Annotated in this window: 13 protein-coding genes; 11 read left to right on the top strand and 2 right to left on the bottom strand. The window is 75.7% G+C overall.

The annotated features are described in order from the left end of the window. Window positions 1-162: 162 nt before the first annotated feature. Window positions 163-1,899, bottom strand: a complete 1,737-nt coding sequence (locus tag ACFQ6N_RS00340) for an amidase (RefSeq protein WP_380645864.1) — start codon at window positions 1,897-1,899, stop codon at window positions 163-165. Between the two features lie 143 nt (window positions 1,900-2,042). Here ACFQ6N_RS00340 and ACFQ6N_RS00335 point away from each other — a divergent pair, with 143 nt between their 5' ends. From ACFQ6N_RS00335 to ACFQ6N_RS00310, 6 genes are all read left to right on the top strand, one after another. Beyond that, window positions 2,043-2,774 (top strand): TetR/AcrR family transcriptional regulator, encoded by a 732-nt coding sequence (locus ACFQ6N_RS00335; RefSeq protein WP_380645862.1) that lies wholly within the window; start codon window positions 2,043-2,045, stop codon window positions 2,772-2,774. A 278-nt stretch (window positions 2,775-3,052) separates the two neighbouring features. Beyond that, a complete protein-coding gene (locus ACFQ6N_RS00330; protein ID WP_380646140.1) occupies window positions 3,053-3,556 on the top strand; it encodes an RNA polymerase sigma factor in 504 nt (167 codons plus the stop codon). After that, window positions 3,553-4,377 carry a zf-HC2 domain-containing protein gene (locus ACFQ6N_RS00325; protein ID WP_380645861.1) on the top strand — a complete coding sequence of 275 codons (825 nt, stop codon included), beginning with the start codon at window positions 3,553-3,555 and terminating at the stop codon, window positions 4,375-4,377. Before ACFQ6N_RS00330 ends, ACFQ6N_RS00325 begins: the two co-directional genes overlap by 4 nt. A 109-nt stretch (window positions 4,378-4,486) precedes the next feature. Next, window positions 4,487-5,284 (top strand): ABC transporter ATP-binding protein, encoded by a 798-nt coding sequence (locus tag ACFQ6N_RS00320; RefSeq protein ID WP_380646139.1) that lies wholly within the window; start codon window positions 4,487-4,489, stop codon window positions 5,282-5,284. Beyond that, window positions 5,281-6,678: a hypothetical protein gene (locus ACFQ6N_RS00315; RefSeq protein ID WP_380645860.1), complete on the top strand. Its 1,398-nt coding sequence runs from the start codon at window positions 5,281-5,283 to the stop codon at window positions 6,676-6,678. Before ACFQ6N_RS00320 ends, ACFQ6N_RS00315 begins: the two co-directional genes overlap by 4 nt. Continuing rightward, on the top strand, window positions 6,675-7,250 hold the full coding sequence (locus tag ACFQ6N_RS00310) for a hypothetical protein (protein WP_380645859.1): 576 nt from the start codon (window positions 6,675-6,677) through the stop codon (window positions 7,248-7,250). The genes ACFQ6N_RS00315 and ACFQ6N_RS00310 overlap by 4 nt, the downstream gene beginning before the upstream one ends. A gap of 53 nt (window positions 7,251-7,303) precedes the next feature. On the opposite strand, the gene ACFQ6N_RS00305 is transcribed toward ACFQ6N_RS00310, so the two are convergent. After that, on the bottom strand, window positions 7,304-7,924 hold the full coding sequence (locus tag ACFQ6N_RS00305) for an L-threonylcarbamoyladenylate synthase (RefSeq protein ID WP_380645858.1): 621 nt from the start codon (window positions 7,922-7,924) through the stop codon (window positions 7,304-7,306). Window positions 7,925-8,152: 228 nt separating this feature from the next. Here ACFQ6N_RS00305 and ACFQ6N_RS00300 point away from each other — a divergent pair, with 228 nt between their 5' ends. The 5 genes from ACFQ6N_RS00300 (at window position 8,153) to ACFQ6N_RS00280 (ending at window position 13,912) form a co-directional block, all read left to right on the top strand. Next, the gene (locus ACFQ6N_RS00300) at window positions 8,153-9,097 is read left to right on the top strand and encodes a hypothetical protein (protein ID WP_380645857.1); all 945 of its coding nucleotides are present in this window, start codon (window positions 8,153-8,155) and stop codon (window positions 9,095-9,097) included. Between the two features lie 54 nt (window positions 9,098-9,151). Then, complete coding sequence (locus ACFQ6N_RS00295) at window positions 9,152-9,919, top strand: signal protein (protein WP_380645856.1); 768 nt, start codon at window positions 9,152-9,154, stop codon at window positions 9,917-9,919. Between the two features lie 293 nt (window positions 9,920-10,212). Further along, on the top strand, window positions 10,213-11,838 hold the full coding sequence (locus ACFQ6N_RS00290) for an alpha/beta fold hydrolase (RefSeq protein ID WP_380645855.1): 1,626 nt from the start codon (window positions 10,213-10,215) through the stop codon (window positions 11,836-11,838). A gap of 50 nt (window positions 11,839-11,888) precedes the next feature. Then, window positions 11,889-12,599, top strand: coding sequence for a response regulator transcription factor (locus ACFQ6N_RS00285; protein WP_380645854.1), 711 nt, complete (start codon window positions 11,889-11,891; stop codon window positions 12,597-12,599). Then, window positions 12,599-13,912: an ATP-binding protein gene (locus tag ACFQ6N_RS00280; protein WP_380645853.1), complete on the top strand. Its 1,314-nt coding sequence runs from the start codon at window positions 12,599-12,601 to the stop codon at window positions 13,910-13,912. The genes ACFQ6N_RS00285 and ACFQ6N_RS00280 overlap by 1 nt, the downstream gene beginning before the upstream one ends. Window positions 13,913-14,057: the final 145 nt, after the last annotated feature.

Raw genomic sequence — 14,057 nt, 5'->3', positions numbered from 1 at the left:
TACCGGGTTTCCCGTTTTTGGGCGGGGGGGGTGGCCCCCCGGGGGCGGGTAACGGGGGGGGGGGCCCCCCCCCGAGGGAGGGTGCCGCCGCGTCGCCGTCATGCCACCCGGCCGTCATGCCACTCGGCCGTCACCCGGCCGTCGCGCCACTGCGCAGTGACGTCACTCCGCCGACAGCCGCGGCGTGCGCGGCGGCGTCGTCCGCCGGGCGTCCGTCGCCTCGAAGGCCGCGGCGAGGCCGAGCAGGGCATTGTCGTCGTAGGCGCGGCCCGCGAAGGTCAGCCCGACGGGCATGCCGGTGTCGGCCATGGTGCCCATCGGCACGGTCACCGTGGGGATGCCGAGGTGACGGGGCACCAGGTTGCCGTTGGCGACCCAGACGCCGTTGCGCCAGCCGAGGTCGGCGGAGGCCTCGGAGACGTCCATGTCGGCGGGGCCCACGTCGGCGACGGTGGGGAACAGCACCGCGTCCAGGCGCAGGCCGTCCATCCACAGCTCCAGGTCGACCCGGCGGGTCTCCTCCAGCCCGCGCAGCCCCTCCTCCAGGTGCGGCATGTCGGTGAAGGACGCGTACGGGCGCTCACGCACGAAGCGCGGGTAGTCGCCGATCGTGTCGTCGAACCCGGCGTAGCGGTCGGGGAGTTCGCCCTGCTGCTTGGGCCAGATGCGGGTGCTGTCGACCTCGGCCAGGGTGGCGAGGGCCGGGTCGCCGTTGGCGCGCAGGAAGTCGTCCCACGCCCAGGCGGACAGGTCCTCGATCTCGACGGTGAGGAAGTCGCGGCCGACCAGCCCGCGGGTGAACAGCGAGGGCGCGCCGGGGCGGTCGGCCTCGTAGTTGGACACGACGGGGAAGTCGACCTCGACGACCTCGGCGCCGGCCGCCTCCAGGTCGCGGCGGGCGGCCTCCCACAGGGCGATCACCGAGGGGCGGGTGTCGATCCGCTGACCGGTCTGGCCGCCGATGCCGCCGTCGGGGTTCGTGCCGGCGTCGGGGTCGGCGTTGATGTACATCCGGGGCACGCCGACGCGCTTGCCGGCGAGCGCGGCGCGTGCCGCCCGCGCGTCGGCGGGGGCGAGCGCCGGGTAGGAGTCGGGGCGCACCTGCGACGCGGCGGGCAGCGGCAGCCACGGCTGCGCGCGCCACAGGTCGCCGCGGGTCTCCGGGTCGTCGGCGACGATGACGTCGAGCAGTTCGAACAGGTCGGCCATGGTGCGGGTGTGCGGGACCACGACGTCCATGGTCGGCACGAGTGGCCAGTTGCCGCGCACCGAGATCACGCCGCGGCTGGGCGTGTAGGCGCACAGCGCGTTGTTGGAGGCGGGCGCCCGGCCGGAGGACCAGGTCTCCTCGCCGAGGCCGAACGCGCCGAACGACGCCGCCGTCGCGGTGCCCGAGCCGTTGGAGGAGCCGGAGCCGTAGGCGCTGGTGAGCCAGTCGGCGCTGTACGGGCTCTCGGCGCGGCCGTACACGCCGCGCTGCATGCCGCCGTTCGCCATCGGCGGCATGTTGGTCAGGCCGATGAGGACGGCCCCGCCCGCGCGCAGCCGCTCGATGGCGAAGGCGTCGCGCTGGGCGACGAGGTGCTCGAAGGCGGGGGAGCCGGCCGCGGCCGTCAGGCCCTTCGCGAGGTAGCTGTCCTTCGCGGTGTAGGGGATGCCGTCCAGCGGGCCGAGCGTCTCGCCGCGCGCGCGGCGCGCGTCGGAGGCCTCCGCCTCGGCGCGGGCGTCCGGGTTCATCACGACCATCGCGTTGAGCGCGGTGGCGGTGCCGGGCCGGTCGTACGCGTCGATCCGTGCGAGGTAGGCGTCGAGCAGCCCGACCGAGGTGGTCTCGCCCTTCTCCAGCGCCGCGCGCAGGCCGGCGATACTGGTCTCCACAACGTCGAATCCGCGGGTCATGCGGTGTCTCCTGGATGGTCGGGTCGGGCAGGGCGAACCGCTGGGCGTCGGACCGATCGCTCGCGGCCGTCTTGCTTCCAGTCGTACTGACTAGATTTTCAGTCTAGACTATCGATCTAGAACCCCAGAACCGAGATGAGGCCATGCCGACCCCAGAGTCCGAGCCCGAGTCCGAGCGGCCGCAGCGCCTCCTCCCGCCCGAAGGCACGCCCGGGCCCTCGGCGGGCGCCGGGCCGCGCACCACCCCCCTGCCCGCTCGGGCCCCGGCCGGCCGCAAGCGCCAGCCCAGCGGCGACGAGGCGCGGGAACGGGCGATGCGGGCCGCCATCAGCGCCATCGCCGAGAAGGGCGCCGCCGCCGTGCGGATGTCCGACATCGCCGCGCGCGCCGGCATGAGCACCGGCCACATCCTGTACCACTTCGGCAAGAAGGACCGGCTCCTGCTCGAAGTCCTCGTCTGGAGCGAAGCCGACCTCGGCACCCGGTTCCGGCAGGCCGCGGACGAGGCCGCCACCCCCGCCGAGAAGCTGGCGCTGTTCGTCCGCTTCTACCTGCCCCGACAGCCGGGCGACGAACGCTACGCCCTGTGGACGCAGGTCCTGGCCCAGCGCCACGACGACGCGGGCCGGCAGCTGCTCGCCGCGCTGTCCGACGCCTGGGAGGAGCGCCTGGAGGCCATCCTGGTCGAGGGGCGGGCCCTGGGGCAGTTCGCCGACGTGGACCTCCCCGAGTTCGTCATCAGGGCCGTCGCCATGCTCAACGGGCTCTCCGAGGACGTGATGTTCGGACGCCCGCGCTGGCAGCACGCCTCCGCCCACACCTTCGCCCTGACCGCCCTCGAACGCGAACTCCGCCCCACCCCCGGCCGGGCCTGACGACGCGTCCCGGCCCGCCCGTCGGTCCGCCGTGAGGCCGCCCCGAACCCGCCCCGGGCGGCGGCCGCCTGACGGCCCGGCGGGCCGGCCGTCGATCGGCCCGGTCCCGGCCGGACCCGCGGCCCGTGGCGCCTGACTGTGACGCCGGCCCGGGGCGCCGAACTGTGACGCAGGTCATGCCGGATGCAGAACCCGGATGCCGTACCGGGCGTCTGGCTGGTGTGAGATCACGCAGGAGAGCACCGCAGGACCTGGACGAGGAAGGCCTCCTCCGGCTGGTGGCCAAGGGTGACCGGGCAGCGTTCGACGAGCTGTACCGGCGCACCTCGCCGTGGCTGGCGGTGCGGCTGCGCCGGCGCTGCGCGGACGAGCAGATCGTCGCCGAGGTGATGCAGGAGACCTACCTGGCAGTGTGGCGCGCGGCCGGAGCGTTCGCCGGCAGCGCGGTCGGCGGGACGGCCGTCGGGTGGCTGTGGACGATCGCGGCGCGCCGCCTCGTCGACGCGTTCCGGCGCCGCGCCCACCACGCCGAGCCGCCGGCCGCCGCCGCCGAGCGGGCCGTGGTGCCCGCGGCGGAGGAGGAGGCGCTCGCCGCCACCGTCGGCGGCGACGTCGGCGACGCCCTGCGGCGCCTGGCGCCGGAACTCCGCCAGGTCCTCCAGGCCATGGTGCTCGACGGGCTGACCGTCCGGGAGACGGCCGTCCTGCTCAGACTGCCCGAGGGCACGGTCAAGACGCGGGCCCGCCGGGCCCGGATCGCGATGCGCGAGGAGCTGGCATGAGTGCGGAACACGCGTCGGCGGCGTTGATCGCCGACTACGCGCGCGGCGACGTGGACCTGCCCGCGGACACCCTGTGGGCACTGGAGTCGCACCTGGAGACGTGCGCGCCGTGCCGCGCCCGGCTGGCGGCCTGCCTGCCCGTCGAGGCGCCGGGCACCGCCGCGCTGGTCGACACCGTCCGGGCGGCCCTGGAACCGCGGTTGGACGCGGCCGCCCGGGCCTGCGCCCACGCCTCCGTCCGGCGCCGCCGCCCCGCATGGGTGACGGCCTGGCTGACCCCGGTCATGGCCCCGTGGCTGGCGATGACCGCCGCCGTCACCCTGGCGGCGCTGCTGCTGGACGAGGTGGCGTCGTCGGCGGTCGTCGGCGGCTCGCCCATGCTGCTGCTGGCCCCCGCGCTGCCGCTGTGCGGCGTCGCCGCGGCCTGGTCGCCCGCCCTGGACCCGGCCCACGAACTCACCGTCTCGACCGCCCGGGCCGGCCTGCCGCTGCTCCTGCGGCGCACCACCGGGGTCCTGCTGGTGGTGCTGCCGGGGCTCCTGCTGGAGGGCCGGCTGACCGGCACCGTGTCGGCCGCGCAGTGGCTGCTGCCCTCCCTGGCCTTCACCTCCGCCGCCCTCGCCCTGGGCAGCGTCATCGGCGTGGCCCGCGCCGCCGCCGGCCTGGCAGCCGCCTGGGGCGCCGCCGTGGTGGCGCCCGCGCTCGCCACCAACCGCTTCCCCGCCGTCCTGGAGGCGGACCTGCTGCCCGGGTGGGCCCTGCTCCTGGTGCTCGGCACCGGCGCCGTGGCCGCCCGCAGGAACGCCTACTCGACGCGCTGAGCACGCCGTTGCCCCCGCAGTCCCGCTGTAGCCCCCGTAGTCCCGCTGTAGCCCCCGCAGTTCCCCCGTAGCCCCCGCCCCCTGGAAGGAACCATTCGTGACAGCAGCGATGCGCGCGGCCGACACCGCGCCGAAGACCCACCCCTGGGAGGTCAGGGCCGAAGGCCTGAGCGTACGCGCCGGACGCCGCAAGCTGGCCGTCGACGGGCTCGACCTGCGCCTGGGCACCGGCACCCACGGCCTCCTGGGCCCCAACGGCGCCGGGAAGACCACCCTCATCCGGGCCCTGGCCACCGTGCTGCGCCCCGCCGCCGGCGAACTGGACCTGCTCGGCACCTCCGTGGACAGGACCGGCGACCACCGGGCGCTGCGCCGCCGGATCGGCTACCTGCCCCAGGAGTTCGGCTACTACAAGCGCTTCACCGTACGGGAGTTCGTCGAGTACATGGCCTGGCTGAAGGAGGTCCCGAAAGCCGAGATCCCCGCGGCCGTCCAGCGGGCCGTGGAACGCGTCGGCCTGGCCGACCGCGCCGACCACCGGATGAAGACCCTCTCCGGCGGCATGGTGCGCCGCGCCGGCATCGCCCAGGCCATCGTCAACGACCCCGCCCTGCTGCTGCTCGACGAACCGACCGTCGGCCTGGACCCGGCGCAGCGGCTGCGGCTGCGCGACCTGCTCCAGGTACTGGGCCGCGAGGCCTGCGTGATCGTCTCCACCCACCTGGTCGAGGACGTCGCCGCCGCCTGCTCCGACGTGGTGCTGTTCGCCGACGGCCGCCTGGTCTTCCAGGGCACGCCGCAGGAACTGGCCGCCGCCGGCGGCCCCGAGCACCCCGGCGACAGCCCGCTGGAACGCGGCTACTCCGCCCTGCTGCGCGACTCCGAGCAGCCGGGGGGCACCTGGTGAAGGCACGTGTGCTGCGCACCGAGCTGAGGCGCTCGGCCGCGCCGTGGGGCGGCATCGTCGTCCTGGCCGGCAGCCTGGCGATCCTCCTGCCGAACGACGGGATCTGGAACCAGGGCACCGCCGGGTGGACCGCCCAGTGGACCTCCATGGCGATGTGGACCCGCTACCTGCTCGGGTTCTGGTGGCCCCTGGTCGTGGGCCTGGGCGCGGCGTACGGGCTGCGCGACTCCCGCTCGCGGATGGGCGAACTGCTGGGCACCACACCGCGGCCGGCCTGGCACCGGGCGGCGCTGCCCGCCGGTGCGACGGCGGCGGCCCTGGCGGCCGGCTTCGGCCTGCTCGTCCTGGTCGGCGCGACCGGGGTGGCCCTGGGCGGCACCGACTACACGCCGCCGGGCTGGCTGCCGATCTCCCTGGTGGCGGTGCTGGGCCTGGTCGCCGGAGCCGTCCTCGGCATGGGCGTCGCACGGGCCCTGCCGTCCGTGCTCACCCCGCCGGCCCTGGTGGTGCTCTGCCTCGCCGTGGTCAGCATGCTCCGGGTCAGCACCAGCGACGCGCTGCCCTCGGGCCGCGGGTCCAACCGGCTCACCCTGCTGTCCCCGGTGGCCGCCGAGCCGCGCGAGATGCTGCTGACCCTGTCCGCCTCCGTGCACCTGGGCCAGACGCTCTGGCTGCTCGGCCTGCTCGCCACCGGCTTCGCCCTGCTGACCGCCGCCACCCGCCGGGCCCGGCTGCTCGCGCTGCTCCCCGTCCTCGCCGGCGCGGCCCTGGCCATGGCGGTCCTGCCGGCCGACCCGCGCGACACCTACGTCGTCGACCGGGCGGCCGCCGCCCCGGTCTGCGACGGACCGGTCTGCGTCGCCCGGGCGAACCGCTCCCACTTGCCCGAACTCGCCGCCCGCGGCCGGGAGGCACTGAGCGTCCTGCACGACGCCCTGGGCGACGCGGCGCCGACCTCGGTACGGGAGGACACCGGGCTGCGCGATCTCGGCGAGCCGCGCCCGCTCACCGCCGACACGGTACTGGTCGACTTCGACGAGAACCTGTTCGCCGACGCGTCGGGCCGGAAGCTGACCCGCGCCCTGGTCGCCCAGGGCCTGGCACCGAACTGCCATGCGCGCAACGGCCGCGAGAGCGGGATCGTGGAGAGCGTCGCCCTGCAGAGCGTCGCGGCGAGCTGGGCCCTCGGAGATCCGCTGCTCCAACCGCTGGAGGACCGGGACACCGACGTCTACGCGCGCGCGGCCTGGACGCAGGCCGACACCCTCTGGCAGAAGCTGACGGCCGCCCCGCCCGCCGAGCAGCACGCGCTGATCGACCGGCTGCACGCCGCCGCGCTCTCCTGCGCGGGGGGCGACCCGCTCACGGAGCCGGCGGGAGGCACGCCGCGATGAGGTGGCCGGCGCTGTACGCGCGCTCACGGCAGGTGCCCGTCTCGGCCGCCGCGCTCACCGTCGTCGCACTGGTGGTGTGGGCCCTCGGCCGGGCCGGCGGCGAGAGCCCGATGGGCCTGGGCATCGCGCTCCCGGTCCTCACCGCCAACGTGGCGGCCGCGTCCGCCGGGCTCGGCGGCCAGGACGCCGCACTGGACCGGACGGCCGCGCTGCGCTGGGCCCCGCGCCGGGCGGCGCACGTCCTGCTGATCGGCGCGGCCGCCGGTGCGGCGCTGCTGGCGGTCCAGGCGCTGGGAGCCCGGTTCGTGCCGGCCGAGGTCGTCGTCCGCGACAGCGCGGGCCTGGTCGGCCTGGCCGCGCTCGGGGCGGCGCTGTGCGGCGCCCAGTACGCCTGGACCCTGCCCGCGGGCTGGCTCGGGTTCACCCTCCTCGCCCCGCCCCCGGGCGGCACCGCCGGGGAGGTCCTCCACTGGATGGCCTTCCCCCCGGGCACGGCCGTGTCCACGGTGACGGCCCTGGCCCTGCTGGCCGCCGGCACGGCGGTGTACGCCGTGGCGGGACCGCGCGGCTGACCACCGCTCCCGGGGGGCGGGGGCACGGCGCCGTGGACCGGGGGCCCGGCGCCTCACTCGAAGCGGGTCGGGTCTCCGGCCCCCCGTCGGACGATCTCCGGCGCGCCGCCGGAGAAGTCGACCACCGTGGTCGGCTCCGTACCGCAGTCGCCCGAGTCCAGCACGGCGTCCAGCACGTGGTCGAGCCGCTCCTTGATCTCCCACCCCTGGGTCATCGGTTCCTCGTCCCCGGGCAGGACCAGGGTGCTGGAGAGCAGCGGCTCACCCAGCTCGGCGAGCAGGGCCCGGGTGACGGCGTGGTCGGGGATCCGGACACCCACCGTCTTCTTCTTCGGGTGCATCAGCCGGCGGGGGACCTCCTTCGTGGCGGGGAGGATGAAGGTGTAGCTGCCCGGCGTCGCGGCCTTGACGGCGCGGAAGACGTTGTTGTCGAGCTGCACGAACTGCCCCAGCTGCGCGAAGTCCTCGCACATCAGGGTGAAGTGGTGGCGGTCGTCGAGCCGCCGGATCGACCGGATCCGTTCGAGGCCGTCACGGTTGTCCAACCGGCAGCCCAGGGCGAAACAGGAGTCGGTCGGGTACGCGATCAGCGCCCCGGACCGGAGGCTGTCGGCCACGGTGCTGATGGTGCGCGGCTGGGGGGATTCTGGATGCACGTCGAAGTACTTCGCCATTGGCCGACCCTACGGGATCCCGGCGGCCGACGGGCGCACCCGCCCGGGGGAGCGGCGCCGGGGGCGGCACGCACGTGTGCCGGGGCGCGGGTGCGGGCCGGCCCTCCTGCGGTCCGCTCAACTGACCTGCCCGGGCACCTGCCCGGGCACCCGCCCGGGCCCGGCCGTCGGGGGCCCTTCCGACGGCCGGGCGCGGGCTCCGTCGCGGGGGTGGCTAACCTTCCGGGCATGGCTCATGCTCCCTGCCCCCTCCAGGTCATCACGCGGCTCGTCGACGGCGGCATCTGCGCCTACGCCCCGGCTGCCGACGCGGTGGGTGTGCTGTCGCCCGCCGTGGTCTTCCGGCCGGTCGCCGGGGACGAGGCCGTCGACCGTGCCGTGTCCGCCGATCTCCGGCGCGCCTACTACACGACCCTGGACGCCGTCGTCTGCGTGACGGCGGACGGCGCCGAGGTCTGGCGGTCCGCGTTCGAGCCGAAGGCGAGCGAGCGGTTCGGGCACTGGCCCGGCTGCGCGCTGTCGGCGGACGGGCTCGTGCTCTGGGTCTACCGGCCCGATGCCATGGCCGGCCGTGACCGCCCCGACCAGTGGGTGGCCGTGGACGCCGGGACCGGAGCGGTCCTCGCGCGGGCGGACCTGGAGACCGTCGGGCACGGCGGCCACCAGCTGCCGCACCCGGCGGGCGGGGAGATGCTCCTCGACGTGGGGGAGGGCCAGGACGGCACGGCCGTCTACCGCGCGTCGTCGGCCGACGGCCGGATGGACCTCGTCCAGTACCCGTGGGGCGACCGGTGCCTCGTCGGCCTGGCACCCGACGGGCGCCGGTTCATGACGGTCGACCACGGGCAGACCGACGTCGCCGTCCACGCGTACCCGGGCGGCGAGGTGTGCTTCACCCTCACCGTCGACGCGTTCGGCCACGACCCGGACGGGACCTACCTGGAGTGGAGCGGCGGGTACCTGGACCAGGACACCGTCATCGTCACCCTCGTCGGCGAGACCGAGGACGAGGAGGAGTGGTTCCGGCACTACCGGGTCGACGCGGGCTCCGGCCGCGTCCGGGGCGAACTCGACGCGCACGGGCAGCACGCCGACGACATCCAGCCCCTCGGCGACGGGTCCTGTCTCACCACCGACCCGTCCGGCCACCCGGTCCGCTGGATCGCCGGGTAGCGGGCAGGAGACCCCCGGGCGGCGGCCGTTCGCCGTCGCCTAAGCTTCCCGATCATGCTTTCCAGACGACTGGCCGGGCTGCTCGTCGGCGCCCTCGCCCTCACGGCGGCCTGCACCGGCGTACCGGGTTCCGACCGGGGCGCTTCCGACCGGGGCGCCACCGGCCCTGCCCCCACCGGCCCCGCCGCGACCGACCGGGCCGCCTCCGGCGCGACGGCCGGGGTGCCGTCGCCCGGCGCCCCGGCGACGCAGGAGCCCCCGCCCGACGCGGACCCCGCCTACACGGCCAGGGTCCAGGCGATCCTCCCGTACGACGTCCAGGCGGCCTGGTGGAGCTGGGCCGCCTCGATCGAGCAGGCCCGCAACCCCGTGCTCGACCGGGACGGCCACCTCTGCGGCCAGGGGCAGAAGGCCGATCTCTGGTTCCTCGCCGGGACCACGGACGGCGCCGCCACGCGCTCCTGCCTCATCCCCGCCGACATGCCGATCATCTTTCCGGTGGTGAACCTGATCGGCGTCCGCAGCGACTGCGTGGACTTCATGGCCGTCGCCGAGGGCGGTGCCACCCTCGACGGGCGCGCCCTCACGGTCGAGCGGATCGAGCCGACCCCGACCGAGTTCGACTCGGTCAAGGGCAACCCCTTCACCGGCGGGGCCGCGTCCGGCAAGGCCTACCGGTACGCGTGCGGCCTGTGGGTGCGGATGGAGCCGCTCACCCCCGGCCGTCACGAGCTGAGCCTGCGGGGCAGTTCGGGCGGGTTCGCCACCGCCGTGGACTACCACCTCCAGGTCGGCCGGACCCCGCCCGCCGGCGGCGCCTGAGTACGGCGGCGTCCGAGCACGGCGGTGCCTGAGCGCCCGGCCCGTCGTTCTCGGGGAGCCGGGACCCGGACCTGACGTCAGAGCCGGGTGGCCGGGGCCGCCCGGCGGTACTTCGCCGGGTCGCGCAGCGCCCGCCGGGCCTCCTCGGCCGACGGGGTGACACCGCCGAGCCGGGCTCCGCATTCATGTCCGCCGGGTTCTTACACGCCTTTGCCGTCGCTCTGCCGAACGGCTGACGGGCACCCGGCAAGGTCGTGCCCACACCGACCGCAGGACGTACGGAGGGCACGGCGATGACCACGAACACGGCGAACACGGGAAGCACCGCGAGCACCGCGAGCACCACGAACACGGCGAGCACAGCGACCACCCACACCACCGCGAACAGCGCCAAGCGCCCCCGGCGGGCCGCCCTGGCCGCCGCGGCCCTGGCGGTGCTGGCGGCCGCACTGCCAATGGCCGCCGCCCAGCCCGCGCAGGCCGCCCCCGGCAAGCCGAAGGCCGGGCCCGCGTGGTGCCCGACCGTCCCCGGCCACCGGGTCGACTGCACGACCATGCGCCGCCCGCTCGTCGCGGACGAACCGCGCCTGGGCGGCATCGACGTGAGCTATGCGGTGGTCCGCCACAGCCTCCCCGGCCCGGCCAAGGGCACCGTCGCGCTCAACCCGGGCGGCCCCGGCGAGACCATGATCGACCGCGCCCGGCAGGTGGCCGCCGCCCTGCAGGGAGTACTGGACGACCACGACGTCCTCCTGCTGGACCCGCGCGGCACCGGCCGCTCCGGCCGGCTGCCCTGCGACGTCACCGAGGCCGAGTACCGCTGGGCCCCGCGCGCCGGCCAGCGCCGGGCCGTCGCCGACTGCGCCGAGGAACTCGGCCCGCGCGCCCGCGCCTACACCAGCGCCGCCACCGCCGACGACCTCGACGCCGCCCGCGAGCGCCTGCGCGCACCCAAACTCGTCCTCTACGGCCTGTCGTACGGCACCTACCTGATGCCGGTCTACGCCGACCGCCACCCCGAGCGGGTCGAGAAGATGGTGCTCTCCGGCGCCTACCCGCTCGCCTTCGACTCCCTGGCCCGGCCCGGCGCCCAGCAGGTCTCCCTGACCCTGCGCCGGATCTGCGAGCGCAGCGGGGCCTGCGACCCGGACACCGTCGTGCACGACCTCGCCGCCGTCACCGAGCGGCTGCGCACCCGCCCCCTGGTGCTGACCGCCTCCCTCGCCGGCCGGCCGCGCACCGTGGTCTTCGGCGAGGACAAGCTCGCCGACCTGCTGTACGAGCCCGCCACCCGCGGCATCGGCCTGCACCCCGACGAGCCCGGGCTGCTCGGAGCCCTGCCCGCCGCCCTGCACGCCCTCGCCGCAGGCGACGAGCGACCGCTGACCGCCCTGGTACGCGCCGAGGTCGAGCACACCGGAACCGAGGACCAGGCCTCCTTCCTGGCCGTCACCTGCAACGACTACGCCCGCGCCTGGGACCCGGACGCCCCGCCGGCCGAGCGCCGCCGCCAGTACCGCGCCGCTCTGGCCGCCGCCGACCCGGCCGACTTCGGGGCCTTCAGCGCCAAGGGCTGGACCGAGGGCCAGACCGACGGCGGCGACAACTGCCTGGACTGGCCGCGCCGCGGCACCGCCCGCCCGCAGCCGACCGACCTGAAGAACCTGCCCGACGTGCCCGTCCTGGTGCTCTCCGGCGACCTCGACACCAACACCCCCGAGGCCAACTCCCGGCTGTCCGCCGCCCAGTTCCGCCACAGCGCCTTCGTCTCCGTGCCCAACAGCGGGCACGTCCCGGAGATGGAGTCCACCGGCTGCACGCTGGACATCTCGGCCCGCTTCATCCGCACCGGCGAGGTCGGCGACACCTCCTGCCTCGCGCAGATCCCGCCGGTCCCCGTCGTCCCCGTCCCCCGCTGACGCGTTGACCGACCGGCATGACCACGCCCGCCACCAGCGAAAATGACACCATGACAGATCCCACCGCCGCAGGGCGCACCATCCTGGTCGTCGAGGACGACCCCGGCGTCCGCAACACCCTCGACCACCTGCTCCGCTTCGAGGGCTACCGGGTACTCACCACCGCCGACGGCCAGGAAGCCCTGGACCTCCTGGAGCACCGGCGCCCCGACCTCGCGGTGGTGGACGTGGTCATGCCCCGACTCGACGGCCTCGCCCTCTGCCGGATGCTGCGCCGGCGCGGCGACCGCCTGCCCGTCCTCGTCCTCACCGCCCGCCACCAGCTCGGCGACCGGGTCGCCGGACTGGACGCCGGCGCCGACGACTACCTCGCCAAGCCCTTCGCCACCGAGGAACTGCTGGCCCGCATACGCGCCCTGCTGCGCCGCACCGGCCTGCTCGGCACCGGGAGCGGCGAAAGCCCCGAACTCGGCCTCGCCGACCTCGCCCTGGACCCCGCCGCCCGCCAGGCCCACCGCGCCGGCCGACGGCTCGACCTCACCAAGACCGAGTTCGACCTGCTGGAACTGCTCCTGCGCAACCAGGGCACCGTCCTGACCCGCCACCAGATCTACGAGCGCATCTGGGGCTACGACTTCGACACCGACTCGCGCTCGCTCGACGTCTACGTCGGCTACCTGCGCCGCAAGACCGAGGAGGACGGCGCACCCCGGCTGATCCACACCGTGCGCAACGTCGGCTACACCGCCCGGACCGCCTGATGCTGCGCACCAGGATCGGCCTCGTGGTCCTCGCCTCCGTCCTGCTGGCGATCGCCGTACCCGTCGCCGCCGCCTACCGGGGCGTCAGCACCCTGGTCGCCGAACAGCTCGACCGCAGCCTCCAGGACCGGGCCCAGACCGTGCTCGCCGCCCTGGAACTCGACCGGCTCCCGCCCGCCCGGCCCGACACCGTCGAACAGCTGCTCCCCGCCGACGGCACCGCCCGGCCGCTGGCCCCCGGCGGTCCGGCGCTGCCGGTCTCCGCCCGGGCCCTGGAGGTCGCCCGCACCGGGCAGGGCTCCCACCAGGAGGACGTCACCGTCGACGGCACCCCCTACGGCATCCTCACCCAGGCCCGCCCCGATGGGCAGGGCGCGGTGATGGTCGGCCAGACCTACGCCGGAGCCACCGAGGTCGACGAAGCGTTCCTGCACCGCATCACCGCCACCAGCGTGGCAGCGGCCGCCGCCTGCGCCCTGCTCAGCTGGCTCGTCCTCGGCCGGATCCTGCGCCCGGTGCGCCGCCTGGCCCTCGCCGCCGAGCACATCACCACCACCCGCGACCTGGCCACCCCGCTGCCCGCCGCCGGACGCGACGAGGTCGGCGGCCTCACCCGGGCCTTCGAGTCCATGGTCGGCGCGCTGCGCCGCTCCCGCGAGCAGCAGCAGCGCCTCGTACAGGACGCCAGCCACGAACTGCGCACCCCGCTGACCTCGGTACGCGGCTGCGCCGAACTCCTCCAGCGCGCCCGGGGCCGGCTCGCCCCCGAGGACGAGGAGCAGATCCTCGCCACCCTGGTCACCGAGACCGTCGCGCTCGACGAACTCGTGCGCGAGCTGGTCGAGTTGGCCACCGACCAGCAGGCCGCGGAGGACCCGGAGCCGCTCGACCTGCCGGCCGCCGCCGAGGACAGCGCCCGGCGCTTCCGCCGCCGCACCGGCCGGGAGATCGCCGTCACCGCCGAGGGGCCCGTCACGGTGCTGGCCCGGCCGCGCGCCCTGCAGCGCTGCGTGGACAACCTGGTGGGCAACGCCGTCAAGTTCAGCCCGGACGGCACCCCGGTGGAGATCCGCGTCACCGGTACCCGGCTGGCCGTGCGCGATCACGGGCCCGGCATCGCACCCGACGACCGGCAGGCCGTCTTCGAACGCTTCTACCGCGCCGCCGGCACCCAGTCCACCCCGGGCTCGGGGCTGGGCCTGGCCATCGTCCACGACCTCGTCGCCGCCGACCGCGGCACCGTCTTCGCCACCGCCGCACCCGGCGGCGGCGCCGAGGTCGGCTTCCGGCTGCCCCCGGCCCCGGGCGGCTGACGGGCGGGCGGCGGGCGGCGGGCGGGCGGCGGACGCGGCTGACGTGCACGGCTGACGTGCGGGCGGGAGCCGGGCCGACGCGGCACGCGCGTGCCGTCGCCGGGAGCCGAACCGACGCGAGTGCCCGGACAGTTGAACCCGTCGC

It is taken from the genome of Kitasatospora sp. NPDC056446, from assembly GCF_042796115.1.
Taxonomy (GTDB): domain Bacteria; phylum Actinomycetota; class Actinomycetes; order Streptomycetales; family Streptomycetaceae; genus Kitasatospora.
Note: the sequence above shows the minus strand (reverse complement) of the source record. Positions and strands in the feature narration are given on the sequence as shown.